This window comes from Pseudomonas sp. PH1b (assembly GCF_000633395.1).
Classification (GTDB): domain Bacteria; phylum Pseudomonadota; class Gammaproteobacteria; order Pseudomonadales; family Pseudomonadaceae; genus Aquipseudomonas.
Genome location: NZ_AYMU01000004.1, coordinates 48,197 through 64,121 on the forward strand (window position 1 = coordinate 48,197; position 15,925 = coordinate 64,121).

General features: G+C 63.2%; 13 protein-coding genes. 9 read left to right on the forward strand and 4 right to left on the reverse strand.

The window, feature by feature from the left end:
* The first annotated feature begins 102 nt into the window (after nt 1-102).
* The 4 genes from U873_RS0106985 (at nt 103) to U873_RS0107000 (ending at nt 7,979) form a co-directional block, all read left to right on the forward strand.
* Nucleotides 103-1,407 carry a homoserine dehydrogenase gene (locus tag U873_RS0106985; protein ID WP_025127564.1) on the forward strand — a complete coding sequence of 435 codons (1,305 nt, stop codon included), beginning with the start codon at nt 103-105 and terminating at the stop codon, nt 1,405-1,407.
* Between the two features lie 104 nt (nt 1,408-1,511).
* Nucleotides 1,512-2,921, forward strand: coding sequence for a threonine synthase (thrC, locus tag U873_RS0106990; RefSeq protein ID WP_025127565.1), 1,410 nt, complete (start codon nt 1,512-1,514; stop codon nt 2,919-2,921).
* Between the two features lie 97 nt (nt 2,922-3,018).
* Entirely contained in the window at nt 3,019-6,627 is a 3,609-nt protein-coding gene (locus tag U873_RS0106995) for an ATP-binding protein (protein WP_025127566.1), read from the forward strand.
* 89 nt (nt 6,628-6,716) lie between these two features.
* Nucleotides 6,717-7,979, forward strand: coding sequence for an EAL domain-containing protein (locus U873_RS0107000; protein WP_025127567.1), 1,263 nt, complete (start codon nt 6,717-6,719; stop codon nt 7,977-7,979).
* Here the strand turns inward: U873_RS0107000 and U873_RS0107005 are convergent.
* Nucleotides 7,976-8,638: a response regulator transcription factor gene (locus tag U873_RS0107005; protein WP_025127568.1), complete on the reverse strand. Its 663-nt coding sequence runs from the start codon at nt 8,636-8,638 to the stop codon at nt 7,976-7,978. The two genes, U873_RS0107000 and U873_RS0107005, sit on opposite strands and share 4 nt — an antisense overlap.
* A gap of 209 nt (nt 8,639-8,847) precedes the next feature.
* Between U873_RS0107005 and U873_RS0107010 the strand changes: the two genes are divergently transcribed.
* Nucleotides 8,848-9,135, forward strand: coding sequence for a DUF3509 domain-containing protein (locus tag U873_RS0107010; protein WP_025127569.1), 288 nt, complete (start codon nt 8,848-8,850; stop codon nt 9,133-9,135).
* Nucleotides 9,136-9,301: 166 nt separating this feature from the next.
* Here the strand turns inward: U873_RS0107010 and U873_RS0107015 are convergent, their stop codons facing one another.
* From U873_RS0107015 to U873_RS36590, 3 genes are all read right to left on the reverse strand, one after another.
* Nucleotides 9,302-10,171, reverse strand: a complete 870-nt coding sequence (locus tag U873_RS0107015; protein ID WP_371261285.1) for a TIGR02285 family protein — start codon at nt 10,169-10,171, stop codon at nt 9,302-9,304.
* A 70-nt stretch (nt 10,172-10,241) separates the two neighbouring features.
* Complete coding sequence (locus U873_RS0107020; RefSeq protein WP_025127571.1) at nt 10,242-11,441, reverse strand: CaiB/BaiF CoA-transferase family protein; 1,200 nt, start codon at nt 11,439-11,441, stop codon at nt 10,242-10,244.
* A gap of 51 nt (nt 11,442-11,492) precedes the next feature.
* Nucleotides 11,493-11,675: a hypothetical protein gene (locus U873_RS36590; protein ID WP_157838065.1), complete on the reverse strand. Its 183-nt coding sequence runs from the start codon at nt 11,673-11,675 to the stop codon at nt 11,493-11,495.
* A gap of 95 nt (nt 11,676-11,770) precedes the next feature.
* Between U873_RS36590 and U873_RS0107030 the strand changes: the two genes are divergently transcribed.
* The 4 genes from U873_RS0107030 (at nt 11,771) to U873_RS0107045 (ending at nt 15,925) form a co-directional block, all read left to right on the forward strand.
* Nucleotides 11,771-12,391, forward strand: a complete 621-nt coding sequence (locus U873_RS0107030) for a YjfI family protein (protein WP_025127572.1) — start codon at nt 11,771-11,773, stop codon at nt 12,389-12,391.
* A 15-nt stretch (nt 12,392-12,406) separates the two neighbouring features.
* On the forward strand, nt 12,407-13,102 hold the full coding sequence (locus U873_RS0107035; protein ID WP_025127573.1) for a PspA/IM30 family protein: 696 nt from the start codon (nt 12,407-12,409) through the stop codon (nt 13,100-13,102).
* 66 nt (nt 13,103-13,168) lie between these two features.
* Nucleotides 13,169-13,810 (forward strand): OB-fold-containig protein, encoded by a 642-nt coding sequence (locus tag U873_RS0107040; RefSeq protein WP_025127574.1) that lies wholly within the window; start codon nt 13,169-13,171, stop codon nt 13,808-13,810.
* Between the two features lie 36 nt (nt 13,811-13,846).
* Complete coding sequence (locus U873_RS0107045) at nt 13,847-15,925, forward strand: flotillin family protein (RefSeq protein WP_025127575.1); 2,079 nt, start codon at nt 13,847-13,849, stop codon at nt 15,923-15,925.

Here is a 15,925-nt window from a genome sequence, read left to right on the forward strand (position 1 = left end):
GGCTCGCCGGTGAAAGCGGGCGGGCCATTAATAGAGAGCCGCGCAGTTTGCGGCTGTATTCCACGGCCGGCCTAGAGTCGGCCGTTTTATGGGGAGTTCAGAGTGAATCCGGTCAAAGTAGGCATCTGTGGGCTGGGTACTGTCGGTGGCGGTACCCTAAACGTACTTCAGCGCAACGCCGAGGAGATTGCCCGCCGTGCCGGGCGTGGAATCGAAGTAGCGCAGATTGCTACCCGTACGCCAAAGCCGCAGTTCCAAACGACCGGTATTGCGATTACCAACGATGTCTTCGCCGTGGCCACCAATCCCGAGATCGATATCGTCATCGAGCTGGTGGGTGGCTACACCGTGGCCCGTGACCTGGTGCTCAAGGCCATCGAGAACGGCAAGCACGTGGTTACCGCGAACAAGGCGCTGATCGCTGTGCACGGTAACGAGATTTTCGCCAAGGCCCAGGAGAAGGGCGTGATCGTCGCTTTCGAAGCGGCCGTGGCCGGTGGCATTCCGGTGATCAAGGCGATCCGCGAAGGCCTGTCGGCCAACCGCATCAACTGGCTGGCGGGGATCATCAACGGCACCGGCAACTTCATCCTCTCGGAAATGCGCGAGAAGGGCCGCACCTTCGAAGACGTGCTGGCCGAGGCCCAGGCCCTGGGTTATGCCGAGGCCGATCCGACCTTCGACGTCGAAGGCATCGATGCTGCCCACAAGCTGACCATCCTGGCGTCCATCGCTTTTGGCATCCCGCTGCAGTTCGACAAGGCCTACACCGAAGGCATCACCAAGCTGACCACCGCCGATGTGAACTACGCCGAGGCCCTGGGCTACCGCATCAAGCACCTGGGTGTGGCGCGCCGCACCGAGGCCGGCATCGAGCTGCGGGTGCACCCGACGCTGATCCCTGCCGATCGCCTGATCGCCAACGTCAACGGCGTGATGAACGCGGTGATGGTCAATGGTGATGCTGCCGGTTCGACCCTGTTCTACGGCGCTGGCGCCGGCATGGAACCGACCGCTTCCTCGGTGGTGGCCGACCTGGTGGACGTGGTCCGCGCCATGACCAGCGACCCGGAAAACCGCGTGCCGCACCTGGCCTTCCAGCCCGACTCGCTGTCGGATCATCCGATCCTGCCGATCGAATCCTGCGAAAGTGCCTATTACCTGCGGATCCAGGCCAAGGATCACCCAGGCGTACTGGCCCAGGTGGCGAGCATCCTTTCCGAGCGTGGCATCAACATCGAGTCGATCATGCAGAAGGAAGTGGAAGAGCAGGACGGCTTGGTGCCGATGATCCTGCTGACCCACCGCGTTCTGGAGCAGCACATCAACGATGCGATCACCGCCCTGGAAGCCCTGCAGGGCGTCGTTGGCCCAGTGATGCGTATCCGCGTCGAACATCTCAATTGAAGCAGCGGCAAGCTTCAAGCAACCAGCGGCAAGTCAGGAGCCGAGCGGCCCTGGCTTGCAGCTTGTAGCTGATAGCTTGCAGCTCAAACCGAAGGTTTGCACTTATGCGCTATATCAGTACCCGTGGCCAGGCACCGGCCCTGAATTTCGAAGATGTGCTGCTGGCCGGCTTGGCCAGTGATGGCGGTCTCTATGTGCCGGAGAACCTGCCGCGCTTCACCCAGGAAGAGATCGCCTCCTGGGCCGGCCTGCCGTATCACGAGCTGGCGTTCCGGGTGATGCGCCCGTTCGTCACCGGCAGCATTGCCGACGCCGACTTCAAGAAGATCCTCGAGGAAACCTACGGCGTCTTCGCCCACAGCGCCGTGGCGCCGCTGCGCCAGCTGAACGGCAACGAGTGGGTGCTGGAACTGTTCCACGGCCCGACCCTGGCGTTCAAGGACTTCGCCCTGCAGCTGCTGGGTCGCCTGCTTGATCATGTGCTGTCCAAGCGCGGCGAGCGCGTGGTGATCATGGGCGCCACTTCCGGTGATACCGGTTCGGCGGCCATCGAAGGCTGCAAGGCCTGCGAGCACGTCGATATCTTCATCATGCACCCGCACAACCGGGTGTCCGAGGTGCAGCGTCGGCAGATGACCACCATCTTCGGCGAGAACATCCACAACATCGCCATCGAAGGCAACTTCGACGACTGCCAGGAAATGGTCAAGGCCAGCTTCGCCGACCAGGGCTTCCTCAAAGGCACGCGCCTGGTGGCGGTGAACTCGATCAACTGGGCGCGGATCATGGCCCAGATCGTCTACTACTTCCACGCGGCCCTGCAGCTGGGCGGCCCGGCGCGCTCCATCGCGTTCTCGGTGCCCACCGGCAATTTCGGCGACATCTTCGCCGGTTACCTGGCGCGCAACATGGGCCTGCCCATCAGCCAGCTGATCGTCGCCACCAACCGCAACGACATCCTGCACCGCTTCATGAGCGGCAACCAGTACGTCAAGGAAACCCTGCACGCGACCCTGTCGCCATCGATGGACATCATGGTCTCGTCGAACTTCGAGCGCCTGCTGTTCGACCTGCACGGACGCAATGGCGCGGCCCTGGCCGGGCTGATGGAGAGTTTCAAGCAGGGCGGCGGCTTCAGCGTCGAGGAAGATCGCTGGACCGAAGCGCGCAAGCTGTTCGACTCCCTGGCGGTGAATGACGAAGAGACCTGCGAGACCATTGCCGAGGTCTTCGCCCAGACCGGTGAAGTGCTGGATCCGCACACCGCGATAGGGGTCAAGGCCGCTCGCGAGTGCCGCCGCAGCCTGGATACACCGATGGTGATCCTGGGCACCGCGCACCCGGTGAAGTTCCCGGAAGCGGTGGAAAAGGCCGGTGTCGGCAAGGCCCTGGAGCTGCCGGCCCACCTGACCGACCTGTTTCAGCGTGAAGAGCGCTGCACAGTCCTGGCCAACGACCTGAAAGCAGTGCAGGCTTTTGTCAGCCAGCACGGCAACCGTGGCAAGCCGCTCTGATAGATTGGCCTTGTCGACCACTAAGCCCGTCTTCTGACGGGCTTTGTTTTTTCAAGCTGCTGCACGGGCGGGGCCCGTCAGGGGCAGGGAGGCCTGGATGATGAATCGCCGAACTTTTCGGATGCCCAGGGGCTTGTGCCTGCTTGTCGCCTGCCTGCTGGCCTGGTCATTGCCCTGGGAGCCGGCCCTGGCCAGCGTGGCGAAGAGCCTGCCATTCAAATTGGTGCGGGCCTTTGTCGATCTGGAGCCACTGGAGTTGGCGCCAGCCCAGCGCCAGTGGCTGCAGGCCCACCCGACCCTGCGAGTGGGGATCGCGATCGACGATTACCAGCCCATCGATATCACCCGCGATCGTAACCGTTACCAGGGCATCAGCGCCGACTACCTGAGCCTGGTGGGCGAGCGGCTGGGAGTCGGGATGGAGGTGCTGGGCTTTGCCGAGCGCGAACAGGCGGTGGAGGCGCTGCGCAACGGCACCATCGATGTGCTGACCAGTGCCAATGGCTACGAGCGTGGCGTATCCGGGCTGCGGTTTACCAGTGACTACATGCCCGACCGTTCCGTGGTGGTGGTGCGCCGCGACGAGCCGGATCTGGGTGATGATCTGCGGGGCAAGAAAGTGGTGCTGCTGGATGGCTACGCCAACGCCGCCCAAGTCCACGCCGCCTACCCGGACAGCCAGGTCATGCTCTCGCCGAACCTCTACAGTGGCCTGGAGGCGCTGAACCAGGGGGATACCGACGCCTTTATCGGCAACGAGGTGATTGTTCGCGCCTACAAGGCCCTGCGCCCCTACCTGGCGGTGCGGATCCGCGTTGAAAGCCGCTTGCCGCCCACCGGCTTCGCCTTCGCCACCCGGGACAGTAACCCGCAGCTGGCGCAGATGCTGGAGCAGGCCCTGCAAAGCATCGACGAGTCCATACGCCGGGAAATCCAGGCGCGCTGGACCACCGGTCTCGGGACCAGTATTTCCAGCGAGCGGATCGAGCTCAGCGCCCAGGAGCAGGCCTGGATTCTTCAGCACCAGCATGTGCTGGTGGCCTCCCAGCAGTACCCGCCCCACGTGTTCAAGGACAAGGAAGGGCGCTGGGTTGGCCTGAACATCGATCTGCTCAGCCGTATCTCGCTGATGACCGGGCTGCAGTTCGTGCAGAAGGAAAGCCAGTCCACCGCGCAGACCCTGGAGCTGCTGGAAAGCGGCCAGGCACAGATGACCTCGACCCTGACCGCCAGTGATGATCGGCGCCTGTTCCTGAATTTCTCCCATACCTTCGGTGGCGCTGCCTGGGTGTTCGTGGTGCGCCCGGAGGATCGGCGCTTGAGCAGCCTGAAGCAGATGGCCGGGGAAGTATTGGCGCTTCCGGCCCGGCATACCCTGGAGAGCTATATTCGTCGCAACTATCCCGATATCAGCCTGCGCAGTGTCGCCAGCTATGAGGAGGCCCGCGCCCTGGTGCGCAGTGGCCAGGCCATGGCGACCATCCAGAACGAAGTCCAGGTCCAGGCCCTGGGCCCTGCCGACGATGGCCTGCGGGTGGGGCGCAGTGTCGAGGGCACCTGGTCCGCCGACGAGTTTTCCGTGCGCAAGGACCAGCCCGAGCTGCTGAGCATCCTCAACAAGGCCCTGGAGGCCTTGCCGGTGGCGGAACTCAGCGCCATCCGCCTGAAGTGGCTGGGAGCCACGCCGGTGCCGATGCCGGTCTGGCAACGGGTGCCGACCTGGGTGTACTGGGTCATTACCACTGCGCTGCTGTTCGGGCTGATCTCCCTGGTCTGGAACAGCCGGCTCAAGCGCCAGATCCAGCAGCGAGTGCAGGCCGAACAACGGCTCAGCGATCAACTGGTGTTCAAGCGTGCCTTGCTCGATGGCATTCCCAACCCGATCTTTGTCCGGGACCTGGAAGGGCGGCTGATTACCTGCAACAGGAGTTATGAGCAACAGCTGGGGACCCGTCTGGACCTGATCCAGGGGCGTCGGCTGACGGAGCTGGACCTGCTGCCGCCGGCAACCGCCCGCCAGTTGCACGGCGAGATCATGCAGTTGCTGGAGTCCGAAGAGTCGGTGTTCAACGACCGGCAGGTGGAGTCCCGGGACGGGCCGATCGATGTCTATCAATGGACGGTGCCGTTCTACAGTGCCCAGGGGCAGTTGCAGGGCCTGCTGGGGGGCTGGATCGACATCACCGAGCGCAAGCGCCTGGAGAACCAGTTGGTGGATGCGCGCCAGGCCGCCGACCAGGCCAATGCTGCGAAAAGTGCGTTTCTGTCCACCATGAGCCACGAGATCCGCACTCCCATGACGGCCATCATCGGCCTGCTGGAATTGGAGAAGGAGCAGGCCAGGGTGCGTGGCGTACCTTTCTCCGAGGCCTTGCGGGTGGCTTATCAGTCTGCCCAGGAGTTGATCAGCCTGATGGGCGACAGCCTCGACCTGGCCAAGATCGAGGCCGGCTACATGCAGCTGGCGCCGCAAGTCACCGCGCTCAAGCCGTTTTTCGACAGCATCCGGCAGTTGTTCGAGGTGACGGCGCGCAACCAGGGGGTGCGTTTGCTGCTGGTCTTCAATGAAGAAGCCCGGGGCCGCTATCTGTTCGATCCATTGCGCCTGCGCCAGGTCCTGCACAATCTGGTGAGCAACGCCCTGAAGTTCACCGCCGAAGGTGAAGTACGGCTGATGGTCGAGCGCCACCCCGACGCTTCCGGTGTCGAGTGCCTGCGTATCAGTGTTGCCGATACCGGTCCGGGTATCAGTGCCGAGCAGCAGGCCAGGCTGTTCACCCCCTTTGCCCAGGCTGATGCCACGACCTCCCTGGCCTATGGCGGTACCGGGCTGGGCTTGAGTATCTGTCGGCAACTGGTGGAACTGATGGGCGGGCGGATTCACCTGGCCAGCGAGCCCGGGGCTGGCACCCTGGTGACCATCGAGCTGTATCTGGAGCGCCTCAGTGATGATCTGGAGCGGTCGCAGGAGGTGCCTGCCGAGCGTCCGCCCAGTCGCAGCATCGAGGTGCTGGTGGTGGACGACTTGAGCGCCAATCGCATGGTCCTGAGCCAGCAGCTGATGTTCCTCGGGCACCGGGTGGTGGCCTGCGACAACGGGGAGGACGCGTTGATGCAGTGGCAATCCGGCACCTTCGACCTGGTGATGACCGATTGCAACATGCCGGGCATGAGTGGCTACCAGTTGACCGAATCGATCCGACGCCGGGAAGCCGAAGAGGGGCGTGAGCGTTGCCCGGTGATAGGTTGCACCGCCAATGCCTTCGAGGATGAGCGCGAGCGCTGCGATCGGGCGGGCATGGATCAGTTGCTGGTCAAGCCGGTGACCCTCGACCAGTTGGCCCAGTCCCTCGCGCATTTCCTGCCGGCGCTGTCCTTCGATATCCAGACCCTGCGGACCATGACCCAGGCTGACGAGCAGGTGTTGCAGCGGATGCTGCACGAGCTGCTGCGCAACCTGGTCGAGGAGCGACAGGCCCTGGCGGCGGCGCTGGCGGAGCTTGACTGGTGGCGCCTTAGCGGCACCTTGCACCGGCTCAAGGGGGTCTGCTGCCTGATCGATGCCTTGCCCCTGGCCAAGGCCTGCCTGGAGTTCGAGAGCCTGGTCAAGGCGCGGCAGGAGCAGGCCCTTGGCAAGCAGTGGGTGATCTTGCAGGAGGTCATCGAAAGGTTGCGCGCAGATATTCAGGCGGCCCTGAACGATTAAGACTTGTCCTATGTGTGATTAGGATTTGTCTGATTACCGTGGCGGCCGGTAGGGATTGTCCCTGCCTGCGCCGTACCGGAGGTTGCCCCATGCATTCGCTCAATGTGCTGATTCTCGAAGATAACTCCTTTCAATTGATGGCCTTGCACCAGATGCTCAACGCCAATGGCGTGTTCAACGTGCTGGCCGCCGAGAGTGTGCAGGCGGCGTTGCGTTCGCTGGAAAACCGCGGGCCGGTGGACATTGCCATCTGTGATCTGTACCTGGAGCAGAGTGACGGCCTGGAGTTGATTCGTGATCTGGCGCAGCAGCAGTTGGCCGGGGCGCTGATCATTCTCAGCGACGCCGAGCCGGATGTGCTCGAGGGCACGGCGGGCATGGCCCGCGAGCTGGGGCTGAAGGTGCTCGGCTGCCTGTCCAAGCCGGCTTCGGCCACGGTGCTCGGAGACTTGCTCGCCGCCTACCGGCAGCAGTCCCGCCAGGGCAGCCCGGCGCAGAACCAGGCCCTGCTCCGTGAACTGCTGACCCTGGATCCTTTTTCCCTGGAGCCGGTGAGCCAGGCAGAAGGGCTGGCAGCCGTGCTGGGCCATGGCGTGGCCCATTTCCAGCCGGTGGTCCATCAACACGGCGGCTTGCGGGGCGTCGAGGCCCTGGCCCGCTGGCAGCATCCGGAGCGCGGGCTGCTGATGCCCGGCGAATTCCTGCCCCTGCTTGAGTTCGCCGGCCTGCAGGAGATCTTCACCTGGCACATGCTGGAGCAGGCGCTGGAGCTGGCGGCCGGGGTCAGGCTGGTCATGGGCTACTCGCTGGCGGTGGCGGTGAACATTCCCATCGGCATTCTCGAGCGGCCGATGTTTCCCCGGCTGTTGGAGGCCTTGCTCCGGCGCTTCGAAGTGCCGGCACGGCTGCTGACCCTGGAGCTCATCGACACCACACAGCTGCAGACCGATACCGCCCATGTGGAAGCCTTGCTGCGCCTGCGGATGATCGGCTGCAAGCTGTCCATCGGCGATTTCGGCGTTGGCGGCACCAGTCTGCAGCGCCTGCTGGAGTTGCCCTTTACCGAGCTGAAGATCCCGCCAAGCTTCGTGGTTGGCCTGGCCAGTGACGAACGCAAATTGGCCCTGGTAGGGGGCGCGATGAACATGGCGCGGCGTATGTCCCTGGAGGTGGTCGTGGCGGGTATCGAGAGCGAGCCCGATTGCCTGGCCGCCAAGGCCCTGGGAGGCGCGCACCTGCAGGGCTGCTTCGTTGCCCCGCCCATGAGTGCTGCCGAGGTGCGCCAGTGGCTGCTCGAAAGCCTGGCCGAGGATGAGTGCCCCAATGCGTCCTCGGCCTGCGTCTGTGTCTAGGCCAGGCCGTGCTCCTGGACGTAGATGTACAGCGCGGCTTCGCTGGAGAGGCCGAGTTTGCGCATGGCGCTGACTTTCTGCGCGCTGACGGTCTGCTTGCTGCGGCTGAGTCGGCTGGCGATCTCACCCACTGCATGGCCCGCGGCCAGGAGGCGAATCACCTCCAGCTCTCGGGGGGATAGCTGATCCGCCGAGACCAGCCGGTCCGGCCCGACCTCGCCGGCGAGGCTCAGGGCCCGCTGGATGGCCTGGGCGACATAGGGTTTGTGTTGGCGCGCCCGGGCGATGGCCGACGGCAACTCCTCCGCCAGGCTGGCCTTGCTCAGCAGGCCCATCACCCCCAGGTCGAGGATCGAGCGAAACAGCCCGGCGTGATTGAGCATGGTCACCACCACGATCGGCAACTCGGGATGATGCCGACGCAACTGTTCGATCAGGCGCAGGCCATCGTTCTGCTGTTCGGCGGGCATCATGAAATCGGTCACCAGCACGTCGCATTCAATCTCTTGTACCCGTTGGATGAGGGCTGAGGGAGACGTGGCCTCGCCGACGATGGACAGGCTGGGGTCCTGCTCCAGCACGGCACGCAGGCCGATCAGAAAGATCGGGTGGTCGTCGGCAAGGATGATGCGCAAGCGGTTGTTCGACGTTGCTTTCAAAGCAGGGCTCCGGTGCGAAGGCTGTGTTGTTTGCGCCTGGTCGGTGGATTTTTCAACTGTCATGTTAGCCGTGCATGCTCGATTGACTCAGGTCGGCAGCAGTAGGTGTAGCGAACTTTCCTCTCTGAGCGACGGTCACTTGAATGTCAGAAAGCTACCGGCATTTTTGTTTTCGAACCTTTAATTCGAGCTATTGAGTGGTGATCTAGATGGAAAGTATCAGTCTTTTATTGAATGAGGCGCTGAGTCCCTACCAGGTCACACTGACCCCTAGCGGCGCCCAGGGCGAAAGCCTGGTGAGCTTGCGCAACGCGGCGGGGGCACTGGTGGTGGAGCGTGAAGTGAATCGGGCCCAGCTCACCGACAAGCGCCTGCTCACCGATGTCGTCGATGGCCTGCACCGTGATGTGTTGATCGCTGAGGGCCGGCTGGAGCCCTGCGTGATTGCTGCATTGCGCCATGCTGCGCAGGGCAGGGTTTTCGATCAGCACAACTGATGTTTTTTTACGGAACCTTCTCGTCATCCCGTCAGTCAGACTCAGTATCAGCAGGATCAGGCATTGTGCTCCGGTGTTTGTAGCCTGCTGGTACGGGTCTTCATAGACCAGGTTTAACCCCGAGTCGTCTCCCCACTTCTCGGGGTTTCTTTTTGCCCGGCGTTTGTCAGTGGTCCTTCAGGCCCTGGAAATAGCTGCGGGCGTCGGCGCGGTAGGCATCGCGCATTCCGGGCTCCAGCCAGGTGGCGTACAGCTCGACCAGGCGATCCTCGCGCAGTTTGCGCAGGGCCTGGTTGATCCGGGCAATGGCTTGCTGGCCCTGGGCGGTCTTGCTGCAGCCAATGTGGATCTCCTGGTATTTCTCGGTGCCCTGGATCGGATAGAACTCCAGGTCCTGTGGGTCGATGCCTTGCTGCGTGGCCTGATAACGGATTTCCGGCCAGTAGCCCAATAGCAGGCGCAGGCGCCCCAGGCGCTGCATCTGCAGCAGGCTGCCCAGGGCATCGTTGCCGTGGTGGGCATTGACCGCACCTTCCGGCGCCTGCGACAGCAGGTTGTCGACCTGCTGGCCGTAGCTGCGCTCGGCGACCACACCGACTTTTTCCTGGCCGCTGTCGAGCAGGGCATGCAGGTCGATCCTGCCGTTCTGGATGAAGTGCGCCAGCTGTTCATGATCGCTGCGGCGGATCACCAGGCCATTGCTTAGGATGCGAAAAGCGGTGATGGAGAAGGTCACCCACTGCTCGCGCTCCTTGTTCATGATCAGCGACGGGTCGCAGACGAAGGTCGCCTCGCGAAGCATCTGCATGCCCCGGGCGCGGTTGACCCGAACCATTTGCTGCGGGTATTCGGGCAGGCTGGCGATGAGCTGGGGCATCAGCAGGTCGATGACGCCCTGGCCCTTCTGCTCGCCCTCGAAAATCGTCAGGGGCGGCAAGTCCCGCAGCAGCCAGAGCAGCGACTCCTGTGGCGCGCTGGTGGCGCTCGGCAGCCAGAGCAGGGCAAGCAGCAAGGTCGCCGCGCGCCATTCACGCAAGCGTGACCGGGGTAGCAACCAATGTCGGATGGCCCGCAGCGGCGCGCCTGTAGAGAGCCGGTATTTCAGCTTAGATTGCCCCAAGGCTGCGTAAATTGCGGATCTGCTCGGGGCTGTAGCCCAGGCTCGCCAGGACTTCGTCGGAGTGTTCGCCAAGCTGCGGTCCCACCCACTCCGCGGAGCCGGGGGTTTGCGACAGCTTGGGGACGATGCCGGGCATCTTGAAGGCCTTGCCGTCCGGCAGCTTGGCCTGCAGGAACATTTCCCGGGCGAGGAATTGCGGATCGTGGAACATGTCTTCGGCACTGAAGATCCGGCTGGCCGGGACCTCGGCCTGGTTCAACTGTTGCAGTACCTGGTCCAGGGGCAGGGAGGCGACCCAGCGATCGATGACTCCGTAGAGCTCGTCGCGGCGTGTGTCGCGTCCGTCGTTGCTGGCCAGCGTCGGGTCGTTGGCCAGGTCTTCGCGGCCGATGATGTGCATGAAGCGCTTGAAGATCGCATCGCCGTTGGCGCCGATCTGCACGTGCTTGCCGTCGGCACTGGTGTGGATCGACGATGGGGTGATGCCGGGCATGATGTTGCCGCTGCGCTCGCGAATGAAGCCGAACACGTCGAACTCCGGGACCATGCTTTCCATCATGGCGAAGATTGCCTCGTACAGTGCCACGTCCACCACTTGGCCCTGGCCGCCGTTGACCTCGCGATGACGCAGGGCCATCAGGGCGCCGATCACGCCCCACAGGGCGGCGATGGAGTCGCCGATGGATATGCCGGTGCGCACTGGCGGGCGGTCCTCGAAACCGGTGATGTAGCGCAGGCCGCCCATGGATTCACCTACCGCGCCGAAGCCGGGCTGGTCCTTCATCGGCCCGGTCTGGCCGAAGCCCGAGAGGCGCACCATCACCAGCTTCGGGTTCAGGGCGTGCAGCACGTCCCAGCCCAGGCCGAGTTTCTCCAGCACGCCGGGGCGGAAGTTCTCGATCAGGATGTCAGCCTCGGCCAGCAGTTGCTTGAGCACGGCCAGGCCTTCAGGGTGCTTGAGGTTCAGGGTCAGGGATTTCTTGTTGCGGGCCTGGACGAACCACCACAGCGAGGTGCCTTCATACAGCTTGCGCCACTTGCGCAGCGGATCGCCGCCATCGGGGGACTCGACCTTGATCACTTCGGCGCCGAACTCGGCGCAGATGCGCGAGGCGAAGGGGCCGGCGATCAGGGTGCCGAGTTCGATCACTTTGACGCCGGCGAGGGGCTTGCTGAGGCTGTTCATGGGGCATCCGCTGGGCAAGAAAATCCGCCTAGCCTAGACCATTGGTCGTCATTAAGGCAGCGCCGGGTGGCCGGGTTGATTGATTATTTGCCTGCCGGTTTGCCAATCATCGTGCTTCTCATTCTCTTCGGTGGCGGGTTTAATGTCGCCGTTTGTGAAAAGGGCGGTTTCGATGGGCATGGCTGCAACGGTGCCCTGTCGCTCATTCGGTAGTTTTTGCGCGGGTGAGGCCACTCAGTATTCCCGAAAATTTTTGTTACAAATACCGCCTGCAAAAATTACATGTGATGAGTTGAAAGTCTTACATGTGATGTTCTAGTCTCTGCACCATGGAAAACAAATCCTCAGCCCATTACCAACGTTTATTCCGTCAGCGCCTACGTGATCAGGGCCTGGTGAAAAAGGAAGTCTGGATACTGCCGGAGAACGCCCAGGCGTTGCTGGCGGTTGAACGCAAACTGCGTCAGCCCCTCGAGGGGCTGGCTCCTGTGGAAAAGGATGGAGAAATGAGCATGCCGCAGATCTGGAATGCCCGATCGTTGTGCCAGGCGCTGGCGGCCACCGAGCTGTTCAGCGGTGGCGAAGCCAGTGTTGAACTGCTCGACGGCGCCGAGCCGAGCTTGCACGTGACCATGCGCGAATACGGCGACCTGCCGCTGTTCATCGCCCTGTCCGGCGAGCAGATCCTGGTGGAAGGGCTGCTCTGGCCGCAAAGCGAAGTGACCGACGTGGTGGCCTTCAACGAAGAGGTGCTGGTCAGCCGGCAACTGTTTCCGCTGTCGAGCATCGGCCTGGAAACCCGCTTGGGTGGCGAGCGCTTCTACATGATGTTCGGTGCCCTGAGCGCGACCTCGATCCTCTCCAACGTGCTCTACGAGATCGAAACCCTGGCCAGCAACGTGATCAGGGCCACCGAGGCCTACGAAGGCTACCTGAAGGCTCAGGCCTGACCTGGAGGAATGCACATGAACGTATGGAGCAAGTTGCTCACCGCCCTGCGCGGTGGTGCCAATGAGGCGGGCGAGGCCCTGGTGGATAGCCAGGCCCTGAGGATTCTCGATCAGGAAATCCGCGACGCCGATCAGGAACTGCGCAAGTCCAAGGAGGCCCTGGCCGAGATCATGGCCCGGCAGAAACTCGCCGCTGAGCGCGCCAACAGCAGCGCGGCCAAGGTCGCCGAATATGAAAGCTACGCCCTCAAGGCCCTGGAGGCAGGTAACGAAACCCTGGCCCAGGAAGTGGCGCAGAAGATCGCCAACCTGGAAAATGACCTGGCCGTGGAGCGCGAACAGGCCGACGGTTTTGCCGCCAGCGTGGCCCAGTTGCGCAAGGCCGTGACCCAGGCCGAGGGCAATATCAAGCATTTGAAACAACAGGTGGATACCGTCAAGGCCACCGAGAGTGTGCAACGGGCACAGCAGGCGGTGGCCCAGCGCTACGGCGGCTCCCAGAGCAAGCTGCACACGGCGGTTGAGTCCCTGGAGCGGATCAAGCAGAAGCAGGCCGAACGCGCGGCCAAGATGGACGCGGCGGCGGAGTTGGCCAGCACCAGCAGCCCGGACGATGCCCTGGACGCCAAGTTGCGCGAAGCCGGGATCGTTGCCGGCAGCACCAGCGCCGACAGCGTGCTGGCGCGCCTCAAGGACCGCGGCAAGTCCTGATTCACCGTTGTGTTGTAAGGGTGGGGCCGGTTGGCCTTGCCCGGCTTTTTCAGGGATAGGAAAGCAATGGAAATCTTCCTGCAGACAGTGTTGTCGTTTCCCACGGTGCTGTTCAGCTTCATGCTCTGCCTGGCAGTGATCTACTGGGCCGTGGTGGCCTTGGGCATGCTTGAGGTTGACCTGCTGGATTTCGAGGCCGACTCGCTGCTCGACAGCGCCCACGCCACCGAAGGCCTGGCCGGGCTGCTGATCAAGTTCAAGCTCAACGGGGTGCCGGTCACCCTGGTGTTGACCCTGCTGATGTTCTTCAGCTGGTTCCTGACCTATTTCGCCGAACTCTTCATTCTCAGTCACCTGCCCCTGGGTTGGCTGCGCTATCCCCTGGGCTTGCTGCTGGCCGTGGGCGCGCTGTTTCTGGCGGCGCCCATCAGTGCGGCGATCTGCAGCCCGCTGCGCCCGCTGTTTCGCAAGATGGAAGCCACCAGCAGCAAGTCGGTGCTGGGGCAGACCGCCGTGGTACGCAGCGGCAGAGTCACCCTGGAACACGGCGAAGCCGTGCTCGAGGACGGTGGCGCGGGCCTGATCCTGCGTGTGCGTGCCGATGAGGCACGAGCTTTCAAACGCGGCGATCGCGTCGTGTTACTGGAGTATCTGGAGGCGCAACATGCCTATCGGGTCATTACCGAGGACGAGTTTCGCGGCCAATGAGCCCGGACTCCCTCAGAATCAAAGGAGATTGATTGCATGAATTTACCGTCGCTGCTGCCCATCCTGTTCGGGGTCGGCCTCGTCGTTCTGGTGGTCTTTGGCCTGTTGGCCCTGTTCAAGGCCTTCTACATCAAGGTCCCCCAAGGCACGGCGCTGATCGTCAACGACATGTCCTCGACCCCCAAGGTGCACTTCACCGGCGCCCTGGTGTACCCGGTCATCCACCTCAAGGAGTTCATGCGCATCTCGCTGATCACCCTGGAAGTCGATCGCCGGGCCAAGGACGGTCTGATCTGCCGCGACAACATGCGTGCCGACATCACCGTGGCCTTCTACCTGCGCGTCAATGAAACCCAGGAAGACGTGCTCAAGGTGGCCAAGGCCATTGGTGTCGACCGTGCTTCCGATCGCGCTGCGGTCAACGAGCTGTTCAACGCCAAATTCTCCGAAGCGCTGAAGACCGTGGGCAAGCAATTCGACTTCGTCCAGTTGTTCGAGAACCGCCAGGACTTCCGCGACCGCATCATCGAGATCATCGGCAACGACCTCAACGGCTATGTGCTGGAGGACGTGGCCATCGACTACCTGGAACAGACCGCCAAGCATTCCCTGGACCCGAGCAACATCCTCGACGCCGAGGGCATTCGCAAGATCACCGAGCTGACCGCGACCCAGAACGTCATCACCAATGAACTGGAGCGCAACCAGGAACTGGCGATCCAGAAGAAAAACGTCGAGACCCGCGAAGCCTCGCTGTCCCTCGAGCGCCAGCAGGCCGACGCCGAAGCCCGGCAGAAGCGCGAGATCGAGACCATCCGTGCCCGTGAAGAAGCCGAGACGGCCAAGGTCAAGGAAGAGGAGCGCTTGAAGTCCGAGCAGGCCCGCATCCAGACCCAGCAGGAAATCGACGTACGCACCGAGAACCATCAGCGCGAAGTCGAAGTGGCCCAGCAGAACCGCCAGCGCGCGGTGGTCATCGAGGTGGAGAAAGTCACCCGCGCCAAGGACCTGGAAGTAGTGGCCCGCGAGCGTGAAGTGGAGCTGCAGCGCATCGAGAAAGAAAAGGCCCTGGAAGAACAGCGCAAGAACATCGCCACGGTGATCCGTGAGCGGGTAGCGGTAGAGAAGACCGTGGCCCAGGAAGAAGAGCGGATCAAGGAAGTACGCGAGGTTTCCGAAGCCGAGCGCGCCAAGCAGGTGGTGGTGATCCAGGCCCAGGCCGAAGCCGAGCAGGACCTGGTGCGCCAGGTCAAGCAGGCCGAAGCCGACGAGACCCGTTCCAAGCACAAGGCGGTGGAAATCAACAACCTGGCCCAGGCCGAACTGGAAGCTGCGGCCAAGCAGGCCGAAGCCAAGAAACGCCTGGCCGAAGGCCTGGAAGCCGAGCGCGCCGCGCCTGGCCTGGCCGATGCCCGAGTGCTGGAAATCACCGCAGCAGCCCAGGAAAAAGAAGGCCTGGCACAAGCTCGCGTACGCACCGAGCAGTTGATTGCCGAAGCCCGCGGCGAGCAGGAAAAAGGCCTGGCCGACGCCCGCATCATGGAAGCCCAGGCGGCTGCCAAAGAGAAGGACGGCCTGGCGGAAGCCAAGGTCATGGAAGAGAAGCTCGGGGCTCAGGCCCGTGGCGAAGAGCAACTGGGCGCGGCCAAGGCCAAGGCCACCAAGGACCTGGGTTCGGCCGAAGCCGAAGTGCTGCTGCAGCGCCTGAACGCCGAGGCCGAAGGCCTGGGCAAGAAGTTCGGTGCCCTGGATTCCCTCAGCGACAGCGCGCGTTCCCACGAAGAGTTCCGCATGCAACTGGAGAAGAACTTCGAGGAAGCGATGGCCGCCATCGCCGCCAACAAGGAAATCGCCAAGGACCAGGCCGAAGTGCTGTCGGCCGCCCTCAGCAAGGCCAAGATCGAGATCGTCGGCGGCGAAGGCGACTTCTTCAACTCCTTCGCCAAGTCGCTGTCGGTGGGCAAGGCCATCGAGGGCGTGGTGGGCAAGAGCCCGGTGGTCCAGGACGTCCTGGCACGCCTGCTCAACGGCAAGAGCGCACCGGCTGCTGTAGCCGCTGAGCTGGCCGCTGCCGCGGTCGAGCGCAAGCTCGAAACCCCAGCCGCCGAAGCCTGA